Origin of the sequence: Nocardioides sp., assembly GCF_016462705.1 — a bacterium.
GTDB lineage: Bacteria > Actinomycetota > Actinomycetes > Propionibacteriales > Nocardioidaceae > Nocardioides.
In genome coordinates this window covers 1-13,831 of record NZ_JAEMSS010000025.1, presented here as the reverse complement: position 1 = coordinate 13,831, position 13,831 = coordinate 1, and the positions used below count along the sequence as shown (strand labels likewise).

The window sequence follows — 13,831 nt, the reverse complement described above, 5'->3', positions numbered from 1 at the left end:
CCGTCGGTGCGCCTCGACTACCTCACCATCTTCCCCGGCTACCTCGCCCCGCTCGAGCTGTCGCTCACGGGCAAGGCCATGGAGCAGGGCCTGGTCGACGTGCACGTGCACGACCTGCGGGCCTGGACCCACGACCGGCACCGGTCGGTCGACGACACCCCGTACGGCGGCGGAGCCGGCATGGTGATGCGACCGGAGCCGTGGGGCGAGGCCTTCGACGCGCTCGCCGTGGACGGTGCCACCGTGGTCGTGCCCACCCCGGCCGGACACCGGTTCACCCAGGCCCTGGCCCGCGAGCTCGCCTCGCGGTCCCGGCTGGTCTTCGCCTGCGGCAGGTACGAGGGCATCGACCAGCGCGTCCTCGACCACGCGGCCGGCCGGGCCGAGGTCGTCGAGGTGTCGCTGGGCGACTACGTGCTCAACGGCGGCGAGGTGGCCGCCCTGGCGGTCACCGAGGCGGTCGTGCGGCTGCTCCCCGGCTTCATGGGCAACCCCGCGTCGCTGGTCGAGGAGTCGCACGAGCACGGGTTGCTGGAGCATCCCGTCTACACCCGGCCACCGTCCTGGCGCGGCCTCGACGTCCCGGACGTCCTCCTCGGCGGCGACCATGCGGCCATCGAGGGCTGGCGTGCCGAGCAGGCGCTGCGGCGCACGGCCGAGCGACGCCCCGACCTGGTGCACCCCAGCCGGGTGGGGGAGTGGGAGATCGTGCCCGCGGTGCGTGCCGACGCCGGCGAGATCCTCACCCTGCAGCGGGCCTGCTGGGTGCAGGAGGCGCTCGACAACGAGATGCTCGACATCCCCGCCCTGCACGAGTCGTTGGCCGACGTGGAGTCGTCGCTGGACGAGTGGACCTACTACGTCGTCCGGGTGGCCGGCCGGCTGGTCGGCGCCGTGCGGGGGCGCCTGGCCGGGCACGGCGACCCCGGTGGAACGGTGGCCTGGGACATCGGCCGGGTCATGGTCGCCCCGGACCTCCAGGGCCGCGGGCTCGGCCGGGCGCTGCTCGAGCACATCCAGGCCGTGGCGCCGGCCACGGCATCGTCGTACGTCCTGTTCACCGGGGCCCGGAGCGCCGACAACCAGCGGATGTACCGCAAGGCCGGGTTCAGCCTGCGCAAGGACCTGCCGGCCCCGCCGGGTGCGGTGATCATGACCAAGCGGCGAGCCTCGTGACGCGTCGCCCGGGCCCCGCGCTCGGAGATTGGTCCGGCCGCCCGCGCCTGTGGCAGACTCGTCCCTCGGCCCAGTCGGCCGAAGGACCGCCCGGACGAACACCCCGGGGATCCGCGTCGGGCTCCTGCCACAGGGGGTCCCCGGCGCCGCCGGCCACCACGACTGAGCGCACACCTGAACAGCACCACCCATCCGACAGCGCGGCTGACCTGTGGCAATCGCGAGGAGCAACTCAGTCATGAGCAACCAGACCAACGTCATCGCCGCTCTCGGCGCCGCCAGCAAGCGCGACGACGTCCCGGACTTCCGTGCCGGCGACACCATCAAGGTCCACGTCAAGGTCGTCGAGGGCAACCGGTCCCGCGTCCAGGTCTTCCAGGGCGTCGTGATCCGCATCCACGGCTCCGGTGTGGGACGCACCTTCACCGTCCGCAAGGTCTCCTTCGGTGTCGGCGTCGAGCGGACGTTCCCCCTGAACAGCCCGATCTTCGAGAAGATCGAGATCGTCACCCGCGGTGACGTGCGCCGGGCCAAGCTCTACTACCTGCGCAACCTGCGCGGCAAGGCCGCCAAGATCAAGGAACGCCGCGAGGCCTGAGACTCGGCTCCCGGGACCCTCCCTCGATCCTGCCTAGACTCTGCGCGTGAACCCCGACGAGCGCGACGCCTCCGTCGCCGACGAGCCGTCCGTGCCCGCCGAGGACGCGCCCGCGCCGACGGCGAAGCCCGGCAAGCCGGCCAAGCCGGAACGCTCGCACCTGCCCATCTGGCAGGAGACCCTGCTGCTGCTCGGCGTGGCGGTGGTGCTGGCGGTCGTGATCAAGGCGGTGCTGGTCCAGGCGTTCTACATCCCCTCGGAGTCGATGGAGCCCGGACTGGTCGAGAACGACCGGATCCTGGTCCAGAAGTGGTCCTACTGGTCCGGCTCGCCCGAACGGGGCGACGTCGTCGTGTTCGAGGACCCGGGTGGCTGGCTCGGCGCGGACGAGTCGACCGGTCCGTCCAACGGGTTCACCAAGGCACTGGCCAAGCTCGGCCTGTTCCCCTCGGGCGGTCACCTGGTCAAGCGGGTGATCGGGGTCGAGGGCGACACGATCACCTGCTGCGACGCCGAGGGCCGGATCTCGGTCAACGGCGTCGCCCTCGACGAGTCCGACTACGTGAAGGACGACACCAAGGCGGCCTGCGCCGGCCCGATGACCGGCAACTGCAGCTGGACCTCCGGCCCGGTGCCCCCCGGGCACGTCTTCGTCATGGGCGACAACCGCTCGCAGTCCGCCGACTCCACGGTGCACATGTGCACCGAGGGCGAGACCGACTGCGTGCGCGGCCGCGAGTTCGTGGACAACGACCTGGTCGTCGGCAAGGTGTTCGTGCTGCTCTGGCCCTTCGACCGGTTCGGGACCCCGGACGACGCGGGCGTCCTCGACGACGTCCCGGACGCCACGTCCTGACCGGCCGGACTGTCGTGAGCTCGCTGCCTCGAGGTGCCACGGTCCGGCGGGACGCCGGGCTCTACGGTTACGAGCGCGCGCTGCGCCGGCACGGGGTCGAGGTCATCGCCGGCGTCGACGAGGCCGGGCGCGGGGCCTGCGCCGGCCCGCTGGTGGCCGGTGCTGCGATCCTGCCGCCCGGCAAGGCGGGCATCGTCCCGGGGCTGGCCGACTCCAAGCTGTTGACCGAGAAGGCCCGCGAGCGGGCGTACGCGCAGATCGTCCGGCGCGCGGTCGCGTGGTCGGTGGTCGTCGTGTCGCACGAGGACTGCGACAGGCTGGGGATGCACGTCGCCAACGTCGAGGCGCTGCGCCGGGCCGTGGCCAAGCTGTCCGTGCCCCCGGAGTACGTCCTCACGGACGGCTTCCCGGTCGACGGCCTCGGGGTCCCCGGGCTGGCGGTCTGGAAGGGCGACCGGGTCGCCGCCTGCATCGCGGCCGCCTCCGTGCTGGCCAAGGTCACCCGGGACCGGATCATGACCGAGCTCGACGTCGAGTACCCGGCCTACGACTTCAAGACGCACAAGGGCTACATCACCGACGTCCACAGCGCCGCGCTGGCCGAGCACGGTCCGTGCCCCATCCACCGGAGGCGGTTCGTCAACGTGCGGCGGGCCGCCGGTCTCGCGACGGACCTGGCCGGATTAGAGTCAGCGGGGTGAGCGCCGAGGACCTCGAGAAGTACGAGACCGAGATGGAGCTCACCCTCTACCGCGAGTACCGCGACGTGGTGGGCATCTTCAAGTACGTCGTGGAGACTGACCGCCGCTTCTACCTGTGCAACCAGGTGGACGTGAAGGCGCGCAGCGAGGCCGGCGAGGTGTTCTTCGAGGTCTCCATCTCCGACGCGTGGGTGTGGGACATGTACCGCCCGGCGCGGTTCGCCAAGAGCGTGAAGGTGCTGACCTTCAAGGACGTCAACGTCGAGGAGCTCAACCAAGCGGACATCGACGTCCCCAAGCCGCCGTCCTGACGCCGCGGTCGCGTGTCCCAGCTGCGCTCAGCCCGGTCCAGGTCTAGTCCGCCTGCTGGTCCATCCGGGCTCGGCAGATAGCCCGTTCGGGCTATTCGAGGCGCGGATCGAGGCATTCCTGTAACTCTCCCGTTACCTTCTCAACAGCGGTTGAGGGGCCGCGTTGGTTGGGGGAGCAAGGAAGTCACTCGTGACGAGGTACGCAAGGACCTCTCGGGAACAAGGTGACAGGGGAACGGCCGCGGTCGAGCTCGCGCTCGTCGCGCCGCTGTTGACCCTGCTCGTGATGGGGGTCATCAGCTACGGCTACATGCTGAGCTTCCGGCAGGCACTCAGCCAGGGAGCCGCCGAGGGGGCCCGGGCGGCCGCGGTCTCGCCCTTCCCGCTGGCGGCCGACCGCCAGCAGGAGGGCCTCGGCGCCCTCAACGAGGCGCTGAGCTCCTACGGCATCTCCTGCGACGGGTACTCCGCCGGGTCGCAGCTGCGCAAGGACGGCGCCGACGTGGGGACCTGCTCGGTGACCATCGGGCCGTGTGCCAACGACGCGACCAAGAACTGCGTCACCGCGGCGCTGAGCTACGCCTACGAGGACAACCCGCTCACGCCGAAGCTCCCGGGGGTCGGCCTGCTCCTGCCGGAGGACCTCAGGTACGACGCCGTGGCGAGGACCAGCTGATGGGCCGGCGGTGCCAGACCGACGGGGACCGCGGCGCGATCATCCCGATGATCTCGATGCTCCTGGTCGTGCTGATCCCCTCCACCGCGATCGCGGTCGACCTGGGCATGCAGCGGGTGGTGCGTCGCGACCTGCAGGCCCTCGCCGACGTCGTGGCCCTGGACCTGGTGCGGCTGGTGGACGGGCGCACCGCGGCGCAGATCGCGAGCGGCTACAACGGGCACCCCTCTCTGGACGCGGCCCTCGCCAAGAGCGTCGGCCGCAACGACGACGTCCTGGGCGACCTGCCGCAGGTGACCGCGAAGCTGGCCTTCATGGACCCGACGACGCACCGGCTGGTCACCGAGGTCGGTCCCGACGGTCAGCAGGTCACGAAGGAGGCGGTGGGCTCCGATGTCCCCACCGCCATCGAGGTCAGGGCCCAGGGCGGCGTCGACTTCGCCTTCGCGCCGGGGAGGGGCAACGCGGTGCGGCGTGCGGTCGCGGTGGCGGCACCGTCCGCGTGCTTCCGGCTCGGGTCGTTCGCGGTCGGTGTGGACCTCGAGGACAGCGACCTGCTCAACGCCCTGCTCCCAGGGCTGCTCGGCAACGCCACGTTCTCGAGCACCCTGGTGGGCTACCAGGGTCTGGCCAGCGCCGAGATCGACCTGCTCGACCTGGTCGGCGTGAGCAGCCTCGGCGTGGCGTCACCGGACGAGCTCCTGGGACTGGACGGCCTCACCCTCGGCCAGTTCTACGCGGCCGTCGCGAACGCCCTGCAGGCCAACGGCGGGGACATGGCCTCCGTCAGCCTGCTGCAGACGCTCAGCGCCAAGGCGAACCTGACCAGCCAGATCGGGATCAGGGACCTGCTCGACATCGAGTCGGGCAACACGGCCGCGCTGGCCGCGTCGTTCAACGTGCTCGACCTGGTCGTCGGAGCGGCGTACGCCGCCAACGGGACCAACGCCATCAGCGTCCCCGGCCTGGCGGCGCAGGTGCCCGGGCTGACGAACCTGACCGGCTCCCTGGTCGTCGGCGAGGCGCCGCAGCTGGCGTGCGGGTCCAAGGGGCAGGCCCGGGCCCGGACCGGCCAGGTCGGGCTGGAGCTGTCGGGCGACCTCGCCGACGTGACCACGGACCTCAACGGAACCCGCAGCCTCACCGCCGCGCTCGGCCCGTTGGGTGCGGTCCTGGGGGGCCTGCTCACCGGCGTGTCCAACGGGGTCATCACGGGCGGGCCGCTCACCGCCCGGACCCACGTCGCCACCGAGGTCCACGTGGCCAGGGCCGAGGGCCTGCTCACGGGCATCGTCTGCGGCGACGCGACGTCACCCGGCAACGCCGAGGGCATCGACGTGGCGGTGTCGGCCTCGGCGCTGTCGTCGATGAGTGCGGAGATGAGCGTCGCCATCACCGGCTCCCTCACCCTCACGGTGACCACGGCGCTCGGTCTCGAGGTCGACATCGCGACGATCACGGTCGACCTCACCTCGTACCAGTCGACGTCGACCGCGCAGAGCACCCCGACGACCACCCTGTCGTTCCGCCACCCCGACGACGTCTACGGCGTCCCGAAGTCGTACGGGTCGGGGATCGTGCTCAACAACCTGGGTCACGCGACCGTCTCGGGCAACAGCAAGGTCAGCATCGACTTCGTTCCCGGCTACGGTCGCGACGGGGACATCAACGTCTCCGGAGTCGCAGGCCTGGCCGGCATCCTCAACAACTTCCTCGCGACGGCGACGGCCAACGTCAACAGCATGGTGGTCAACCCGCTCAACACCGTGGTCACCCCGCAGCTCCAGGACCAGGTCGGTGCCAACGTCGGCGGTGCCGACCTGTTCGCGCTCCCGAGACCCAGCTGCAGCGACCCGGCCCTCGCCGGCTGACCCCGTCCCATGGCCCCGAAGACGCGGGACTAGTCCTTTTGGGCACTTCTGCCTAGTCCTACCCCAGTTACCTCACCGTTCGTCCTCGGTCGAGCGCTGCCGCGTGCCAGCCTGACCTGTACATCTCGTGGGAGACGGCGGCAGGAGGGGCGGCGGTGAGCTTGTCGAGGTTCGTCGCGCGCCGGCGCGCTCGCCGCGGCGAGCGTGGCGCGGTGGCGCTCGAGGCCGCGCTGATCACGCCGATCCTGCTCATCGTCGTCCTGGGCATCATCGAGCTGGGCTTCCTGATGCGGGACCACAACGTGGTCGTCTCCAACACCCGCATCGGTGCCCGCATCGCCTCGACCGGAGCCGGTGCCGGGCCGGGCACCTGCGTCTCCGGTCCTGAAGAGCCCCCGTGCACTCCCACCAGCGCACCGGCCCTGGCGCAGATGGCCGCCGACGCGATCCAGCGCAGCGGGTCGGCGATGCCGGTCGACCAGATCCAGTACATCCTCGTCTACAAGGCCAACGACCTCGGCTACCCCGGATCCAACGGCTCCACCACGATGCCGACCTCCTGCTCGGGCTACTCCAACTGCGTGCGGTTCGTCTGGCGGGCCTCGGCGAACAAGTTCCGCTACGCGGAGGGATCGTGGGACAGCCGGAGGATCAGCGCGTGCTTCCCCGGGACCACCGCCAACCCGCTCGACCGGGTCGGGGTCCAGCTGGTGGCCCGGCACAAGACCTTCACCGGCCTGTTCGGTGACTCGCTCACGCTCGAGGACCACGCCGTCATGAACTTCGAGCCGTTGGCCACCCAGTCCTGTTCGGGCGACGGGGTCTCGCACCCATGACCTGGCTCCGGAGGCGGATCGCGAGACTGACGGACCCCCGGACGAAGGAGGGCGGCTACGTCGCGGTCTTCACCGCGGTGCTGGTGGCGAGCGGGTTCCTCTTCGCGATGGCGGCCATCAGCGTCGACACCTCGCGGTGGTACGACGAGCGGGCGCGGGTCCAGAAGGCCGCGGACGCGGCCGCGCTGGCCGGCGTCCCCTACATGCCGTACGACATCGCGAACGCCCGCCTCCGCGCCAAGGAGGTCGCCAAGCGCAACGGCTACGACGATGCGTCCCCGGACGTGGTGGTCGACGTGCAGATGGGCGACCTGGCCAGCCAGCTCAAGGTCACGATCACCTCGCGGATCGACAACGAGTTTGGGCGGCTGATCGGCGTGGACGACATCAGCATCGCGATGTCGGCCACGGCCGACTACAAGGGGCCGGCTCCCATGGGCAGCCCGTGCAACACCTTCGGCAACGAGCCCAATCCCGGGACCAACACGTCCTCGCCGACACCCGCAGGCACGGCGCAGGGCACGAGCCCGTTCGCGAACTGCCTCCGCGTCCCGCAGTTCTGGGCGACCGTGGAGGGTCCGGAGACCGGCAAGCTCCAGGGTGACCGCTACCAGACCCGTGGGTGCGAGGCCAACGGCCAAGGTGTCCAGGCCGGCGGCGTGGACGGGTGCAGCGGCGGCGGCTGGGGCACCAACGACGAGTACGACCCGTTCGGCTACGTCTTCACGGTGAAGGTCCAGCCGGGCGCCGTGGGACGGACGATCCAGCTCCAGCTCTACGACCCGATGTTCGTGACGGTCGGCCAGCGCTGCGAGAACCTGCCCGACGTCGGCTCGTTCGCCAACGACACCAACAACACCAACCCGTACACCAAGAACAACGACGCCCGCAGCCGCTACACCGACGACGGCCCGAACTTCGCCTCCTTCTGTCCGGGTGACTCCCACGCCGGCTCGGGGTCCGGAGCGACCACGAAGCACGCCCTGACGACCAGCTTCGTGCTGCGCCAGCAGGTCGACTCCCTCGACCCGGAGCTGGCTCCGGTGCAGAACGACACGTCCGGCACGCCGTGCATCAGGCAGTACGGAAGCATGAACTTCAACGGCGGGGTCTCGGCGAACGTCTTCAAGTCCGGCGCCAGTGGCTACGACGCCAGCTTGGTCAAGTACTTCCACAACTGGGTGCCGATGTGCTCCTTCACGCCGACCCGCGCCGGTGACTACTACCTGCAGGTCCGGACCAACGTCAGCCTGGGCGGCGCCGGGGACAGCTACGAGCGGTCCGGCAATGCCGCCGCCGCGGCGGCGACCGGGAACACGACGTCAGGCGAGGGCTCCAACGGCTTCGCCATCCGGGCCGTCACGCCCGCCGGCTTCGAGAAGGAGGTGGCCGTGTCGGGCTACGACCACATGCCCATCTTCGTCAACGCCGACGCCGCGGCCCCGATCTTCAACCTGATCCGGGTCCTGCCCGGCGCGGCAGGACAGACCATCGCGTTCAGCTACTTCGACGCCGGCGACGCCGCGACGACGTCCGGGTCGGTCAGGGTCCTGCCGCCCACGGACGCCACCGGGAGCATCACCACCACCCCGTTCCCCGGCGGCTGCCGGGCGGTGGGGGGATCGGCCGGCACCGGATCCACGCTGAGCAACTGCACCGCTCCGTTCCTCAAGTCCGGGGACTACTCGAGGAACAACGGCAAGACCGAGACGATCACCATCCCGATCCCGACCGACTACACCTGCAACTACAGCTCCTTCGGCGGCTGCTGGTACCGGGTCCAGGTCGGGTTCGGCACCGGCACGGTGAACGACGTGACCACCTGGGACGCCACGATCATCGGCGACCCGGTCCGGCTCATCAAGTGAGCCCGACGCCCGGCTGAACGGGCCCCACCGCGTCCACAGCCCCGTCCGCGAGTCATTCGTCCACAGGCGCGAGCAGCCCGGACCCGTCAGGTCGGCTTGCGCGCCGATGCTCCTTCCCAGGAGGTCGGACATGACGACGGCGGCACAACGGGTGGCCCTGGGGGCCTACGGCGAACGGGTGGCGGCAGCGCACCTGGCGGAGCAGGGGATGGTGGTCCTCGAGCGCAACTGGCGGTGCGACCGCGGTGAGCTCGACCTGGTCCTGCGCGACGGCGAGGTCCTGGTCGCCTGCGAGGTCAAGACCCGCGCCACGCCCGTGGGCGGCTCCCCGCACGAGGCGGTCGACACCCGCAAGCTCCAGCGGCTGCACGACCTGCTCTGGCACTGGTGCGAGGAACGCGGCGTCCGTCCGACGGAGACCCGGGTCGACCTCGTCGGGATCGTCCGCAACCGGCGCGGGCCGGCACAGGTCGACCACGTGCGGGGGCTGGCCTGATGCCCTTCGCCACCACGCACTGCATCGCCCTCGACGGGGCCACCGGGCACCTCATCGACGTGCAGGCGGACGTGTCCGCCGGCCAGGTCGCGACCGTGCTGGTCGGCCGCCCCGACGCCGCGCTCAGCGAGTCCCGCGACCGATGCCGGATGGCGCTGATCAACAGCGGCTTCGACTGGCCCAACACCCGGCGCACCACGATCCTGCTGTCGCCCGCCGACCTGCCCAAGCGCGGCACCCACTTCGACCTGGCCATCGCCGTCGCCGTCCTCGGGGCCCTCGACGTCGTGCCGCACGAGTCGCTCGAGGACACCGCCTTCGTCGGCGAGCTGACCCTGGCCGGGCGTCTGCGGTCGGTGCGCGGCGTCCTGCCGATGGTCCTCGCGGCGCGGGAGCGCGGCATCGTCCGCGTGTTCGTGCCCGAACCCCAGGTCAACGAGGCGGTCCTCGCGGGCGGGATGGAGGTCGTCGGGATGCGCTCGCTGCGCCAGGTCGTGGCCGAGCTGTGCGGTGACGACGTCCCCGAGGCACCTCCGGTCGCCCCGATGTCGGGCAGCCGGCTCCTGTCCTGGCGCGGGCGGGACCGGCTCGACGAAGTCGACCTGGCCGACGTCCGGGGGATGCTCGACGCGCGGTTCGCGGCCGAGGTGGCGGCGGCGGGCGGCCACCACCTGCTCCTGTCGGGGCCGAAGGGCTCGGGCAAGACCACCCTCGCCGAGCGGATCCCCGGCCTGCTGCCGGATCTCACCCGCGAGGAGGCGGTCGAGCTCACCGCGCTGCACTCGCTCGCCGGCGCGCTGGAGCCGGGCGACGAGCTGATCACCCGTCCGCCCTACGCGGCCCCGCACCACGACGCGAGCAAGGCGGCACTGGTCGGCGGCGGCAGCGGCCAGGTGCGGCCGGGGGAGATCAGCCGGGCGCACTGCGGCGTGCTGTTCATGGACGAGTTCCCGCTGTTCCGCACCGATGTCATCGACGCGCTCCGCGAACCGCTCGAGAGCGGTGACATCACCATCGCCCGGGCCGAGGAGTCGGTCACGCTGCCGGCGCGCAGCCTGGTCGTGCTCGCCGCCAACCCGTGCCCTTGCGGCAACTACGCCGTCAGCGCCGCGACGTCGCGTTGCACCTGCGGCGAGACGCAGCGCCGCAGCTACCAGTCCCGGGTTCGCGGACCCATCACCGACCGGATCGACATCACCCGTCACCTCCTGCCTCTCAGTGCGAGCACGACCGACGAGCTGGTCCGGCCCGAGTCGACCGCGGCCGTCCGGGACCGCGTCCAGGCCGCCCGGCTGCGACAGGAGGACCGCTACGCCGGCGAGGGCTGGCGCCTCAACGGCCAGGCTCCCGGGCCGGCCCTGCGCGACCGCTGGCCGTTGGTGAAGCAGGCCCAGGTCGTGCTCGACCAGCAGATGTTCGGGGGCCGGCTGACCCAGCGCGGGGCGGTCCGGGTCCATCGCCTCGCCTGGACCCTCGCGGACCTGGCCGGCGTCGAGCGGCCGGGACTGCACGAGGTCGACGTCGCGATCCGGCTGCGTGCCGGTGACCCGCTGATGGCCGCGACGGTGGCGAGGCGGGCCGGATGACCGCGGACCTCGAGCGGGAGCGAGCGGCGCGCGCCGCCCTGGCCCGCACCCGCGAGCCAGGCGACCTGTGGCTGGCGCGCAGCGTGGCGGAGATCGGTGCCGTCGACCTCCACGAGCACCTGCGCTCAGGGCGCCACCACACCGGCACCGCCGCCGAGGTCGCCGCCCTGCTGGCGGACGTGCACCCGGAGCGCGACCTCGACCGGGCCCGACGCATGGGCCTGCGGTTCGTGGTCCCTGGCGACGACGAGTGGCCCTCGCAGGTGGAGGACCTCGCCTTCGCCGAGCCCGGCACCGAGGGGGGCGGGGCCCCGCTCGGCCTGTGGGCCCGCGGCCCGCGGCGTCTCGACGAGCTCGCCCGTTCCGTGGCGGTCGTCGGGTCGCGGTCGGCGACGACCTACGGGTGCGACGTGGCGGCCGAGTTCGCCGCGGGCTGTGCCGCGGCCGGCTGGGCCGTCGTCTCCGGCGGCGCGGTCGGCATCGACGTGTCGGCCCACCGGGGCGCCCTCGCCGGAGGTGGTCACACCGCTGCGGTGCTCGCCTGCGGGGCCGACAAGGTCTACCCGCGGGCACACGAGCAGCTGCTGGAGCACCTCGCGGCCGAGCACGTGCTCGTCTCCGAGACAGTCCCGGGTGGCGCGCCGTTCAAGCACCGCTTCCTGACCCGCAACCGGATCATCGCGGCCTTGGCCGCGGGCACCGTGGTGGTGGAGGCGGCCGCCCGGAGCGGCGCCCTCAACAGCGCCGGCTGGGCGGCCCGGCTCAACCGCCCGCTGCTGGGCGTCCCGGGGCCGGTGACGAGCGCCTCGTCCGAAGGCGTCCACGCGCTGCTGCGCAGTGGGCGCGCGACCGTGGCCACCTCGGCCGAGGACGTGCTCGACGCGGTGGCCGCCGTGGGCGAGCACCACGCCACCGACCGGCGGGGTCCCGAGCGGGCGGGGGACCGGCTGAGCCCCCGCCACCAGCGCGTGCTCGAGGCGGTCCCCGCCCTGCGACCGGCCGCCGCCGACTCGATCGCACGGGTGGCGGGGCTGGGTGCGGGCGAGGTGTCGGCCGCGCTGGACGACCTGGTGGCCAGCGACCTGGTGGTGCCGGACGGCCGCGGGTGGCGGCTGGCGCGGCGCCCGGGGGAGGAGCTCCCCGACGCCTAGATCACTGATGCCCAGGGCTCGCACGCTCCGCGACGCCCAGCATCCACGATCCATGCCGGCCGCGTTGCCGTCGCTCGTCGGACGACCGAGTACGACGTCGCTCCGGCGCCTTGCCGGCGCGGCGCTGAGCGCCGCTCGCTTGCACGATCCCTGGGAATCAGTCATCTAGCCTGACGGGGTGACCAGCCGCGCAGCCGACCTGGAGGACCAGGACGGCCTGCCCGAAGCGATGGCTCGGCTGCTCGCCGACTACGAGCGGCACCTGGCGTCCGAGCGGGACCTCACGCCGCACACCGTCCGCGCCTACCTCGGCGACATCACGGGCCTGCTCGACCACCTGGGACGGCTCGGCCTCACCGACGTCAGCGAGCTCGACCTGCGCTCGCTGCGCAGCTGGCTGGCCCGTCAGCAGAGCAGCGGGCTCTCCCGCACCACCCTGGCGCGCCGCGCCACCGCCGCCCGGGTCTTCACCGCCTGGCTCGCCCGCACCGGGCGCATCCCGGCCGACGTCGGCTCCAGCCTCGGGTCGCCTCGCTCCCGCCGGACCCTGCCGGCGGTCCTGCGCGCCGACGAGGCGGCCGAGCTCGTCCGCGCCGCCGCGGTGCGGGCCGACGACGGCAGCCCGACCGGTCTGCGCGACGTGGCCATGCTCGAGCTCATGTACGCCACCGGCATCCGGGTCGGCGAGCTGGTCGGTCTCGACCTCGACGACGTCGACCGGGACCGCGACCTGGTCCGGGTGCTGGGCAAGGGCCGCAAGGAACGCTCGGTGCCCTTCGGCAGGCCGGCCCGGCGCGCGCTGGACGCGTGGCTGACCGCCGGCCGGCCGGCCCTGCGGTCGCAGGGCTCCGGCCCGGCGCTGTTCCTGGGGGCGCGGGGCGGCCGCATCGACCAGCGCGCGGTGCGGACCATGGTGCACCGGCGGATGGCTGACGTCCCCGGTGCACCGGACATCGGGCCCCACGGGCTGCGGCACACCGCGGCCACCCACCTGCTCGAAGGTGGGGCCGACCTGCGGTCGGTGCAGGAGCTGCTCGGGCACGCCTCACTGGCCACGACCCAGCTCTACACCCACGTCACCACGGACCGGCTGCGAACGGCGTACCGGCAGGCGCACCCCAGAGCCTGAGCCACAGTCCGACAGGGCTCGTCACCGCCGGTTCGTCGCGCCACAAGGGCAGGAGCCGGACCGGGCCGAGACCGACGAGCCGGAGCGGGTCGAGGTAGGTGTCCCCGGCGATCCAGCCCCAGTGCAGGCAGGCCCGAGGGAAGCAGTGCGAGCCGGCGAGCTCCAAGGAGCCCAGCGCCGCCCCGCGTCCGAGCGGCTGCCCGACGGTCACCGCGGCGGCCACCGGCTCGTACGTGGTGCGGGTCGCGCCGTGCGAGACGACCACGACCCCACGTCCGGCGACCAGCCCGGCGTAGGTCACCGTGCCGGCGAGGGCGGCGTGCACCGGCTGCCCAGGCTGCCCGAGCAGGTCGACTCCGCGGTGCCCTGCGCCGTAGGGCAGCGCGGGCGGGTCGAAGTCCTCCACCACCTGGGGCTCGGGCCGCAGCGGCCAGACCCCGACCGGGTCGGTCTCCGAGGCGGCCGGTCCGGCGGTGACGAGGGGGAGGGCGACGCAGAGTGCGACGGCGACGACCAGGGCGCGGGCACGAGCGGACATGAGCCGAGCGTCACCCCTGGCGGCGACCGGGGCGGGGC

Annotated in this window: 14 protein-coding genes; 13 read left to right on the top strand and 1 reads right to left on the bottom strand. The window is 72.5% G+C overall.

Annotated features, from left to right (window positions below):
- Positions 1-6: 6 nt before the first annotated feature.
- The 13 genes from trmD to JHD21_RS05095 all read left to right on the top strand — a co-directional run bounded on the left by trmD (position 7) and on the right by JHD21_RS05095 (position 13,255).
- A complete protein-coding gene (gene trmD, locus JHD21_RS05155) occupies positions 7-1,176 on the top strand; it encodes a tRNA (guanosine(37)-N1)-methyltransferase TrmD (RefSeq protein ID WP_292672189.1) in 1,170 nt (389 codons plus the stop codon).
- Positions 1,177-1,414: 238 nt separating this feature from the next.
- The gene (gene rplS, locus JHD21_RS05150) at positions 1,415-1,774 is read left to right on the top strand and encodes a 50S ribosomal protein L19 (RefSeq protein WP_292672186.1); all 360 of its coding nucleotides are present in this window, start codon (positions 1,415-1,417) and stop codon (positions 1,772-1,774) included.
- A gap of 46 nt (positions 1,775-1,820) precedes the next feature.
- Positions 1,821-2,630, top strand: coding sequence for a signal peptidase I (gene lepB, locus JHD21_RS05145; RefSeq protein ID WP_292672184.1), 810 nt, complete (start codon positions 1,821-1,823; stop codon positions 2,628-2,630).
- A gap of 14 nt (positions 2,631-2,644) precedes the next feature.
- Entirely contained in the window at positions 2,645-3,331 is a 687-nt protein-coding gene (locus JHD21_RS05140; protein ID WP_292672182.1) for a ribonuclease HII, read from the top strand.
- On the top strand, positions 3,328-3,642 hold the full coding sequence (locus JHD21_RS05135) for a DUF2469 domain-containing protein (protein ID WP_292672180.1): 315 nt from the start codon (positions 3,328-3,330) through the stop codon (positions 3,640-3,642). Before JHD21_RS05140 ends, JHD21_RS05135 begins: the two co-directional genes overlap by 4 nt.
- A gap of 190 nt (positions 3,643-3,832) precedes the next feature.
- Complete coding sequence (locus JHD21_RS05130; RefSeq protein ID WP_292672179.1) at positions 3,833-4,318, top strand: TadE family protein; 486 nt, start codon at positions 3,833-3,835, stop codon at positions 4,316-4,318.
- A complete protein-coding gene (locus JHD21_RS05125; protein ID WP_292672177.1) occupies positions 4,318-6,189 on the top strand; it encodes a hypothetical protein in 1,872 nt (623 codons plus the stop codon). Before JHD21_RS05130 ends, JHD21_RS05125 begins: the two co-directional genes overlap by 1 nt.
- 155 nt (positions 6,190-6,344) lie before the next feature.
- Positions 6,345-7,025 (top strand): TadE family protein, encoded by a 681-nt coding sequence (locus JHD21_RS05120; RefSeq protein ID WP_292672176.1) that lies wholly within the window; start codon positions 6,345-6,347, stop codon positions 7,023-7,025.
- Positions 7,022-8,893, top strand: a complete 1,872-nt coding sequence (locus tag JHD21_RS05115) for a pilus assembly protein TadG-related protein (RefSeq protein ID WP_292672175.1) — start codon at positions 7,022-7,024, stop codon at positions 8,891-8,893. Before JHD21_RS05120 ends, JHD21_RS05115 begins: the two co-directional genes overlap by 4 nt.
- Positions 8,894-9,023: 130 nt before the next feature.
- Positions 9,024-9,389, top strand: a complete 366-nt coding sequence (locus tag JHD21_RS05110; protein WP_292672174.1) for a YraN family protein — start codon at positions 9,024-9,026, stop codon at positions 9,387-9,389.
- Positions 9,389-10,975: a YifB family Mg chelatase-like AAA ATPase gene (locus tag JHD21_RS05105; RefSeq protein WP_292672173.1), complete on the top strand. Its 1,587-nt coding sequence runs from the start codon at positions 9,389-9,391 to the stop codon at positions 10,973-10,975. The genes JHD21_RS05110 and JHD21_RS05105 overlap by 1 nt, the downstream gene beginning before the upstream one ends.
- A complete protein-coding gene (gene dprA / locus JHD21_RS05100; protein WP_292672172.1) occupies positions 10,972-12,126 on the top strand; it encodes a DNA-processing protein DprA in 1,155 nt (384 codons plus the stop codon). The genes JHD21_RS05105 and dprA overlap by 4 nt, the downstream gene beginning before the upstream one ends.
- Before the next feature lie 229 nt (positions 12,127-12,355).
- Positions 12,356-13,255, top strand: coding sequence for a tyrosine recombinase XerC (locus JHD21_RS05095; protein ID WP_292672224.1), 900 nt, complete (start codon positions 12,356-12,358; stop codon positions 13,253-13,255).
- Here the strand turns inward: JHD21_RS05095 and JHD21_RS05090 are convergent.
- Positions 13,203-13,831 (bottom strand): peptidoglycan DD-metalloendopeptidase family protein (locus JHD21_RS05090; protein ID WP_365695530.1); only part of this gene is annotated, 629 nt, incomplete at its 5' end. The genes JHD21_RS05095 and JHD21_RS05090 overlap by 53 nt on opposite strands.

Bases quoted from the DNA above. Each gene is read 5' to 3' on its own strand.
- rplS (WP_292672186.1), top strand. From the start codon at position 1,415: ATGAGCAACCAGACCAACGTCATCGCCGCTCTCGGCGCCGCCAGCAAG.
- JHD21_RS05125 (WP_292672177.1), top strand. From the start codon at position 4,318: ATGGGCCGGCGGTGCCAGACCGACGGGGACCGCGGCGCGATCATCCCG.
- JHD21_RS05115 (WP_292672175.1), top strand. From the start codon at position 7,022: ATGACCTGGCTCCGGAGGCGGATCGCGAGACTGACGGACCCCCGGACG.
- JHD21_RS05110 (WP_292672174.1), top strand. From the start codon at position 9,024: ATGACGACGGCGGCACAACGGGTGGCCCTGGGGGCCTACGGCGAACGG.
- JHD21_RS05105 (WP_292672173.1), top strand. From the start codon at position 9,389: ATGCCCTTCGCCACCACGCACTGCATCGCCCTCGACGGGGCCACCGGG.
- dprA (WP_292672172.1), top strand. From the start codon at position 10,972: ATGACCGCGGACCTCGAGCGGGAGCGAGCGGCGCGCGCCGCCCTGGCC.
- JHD21_RS05095 (WP_292672224.1), top strand. From the start codon at position 12,356: ATGGCTCGGCTGCTCGCCGACTACGAGCGGCACCTGGCGTCCGAGCGG.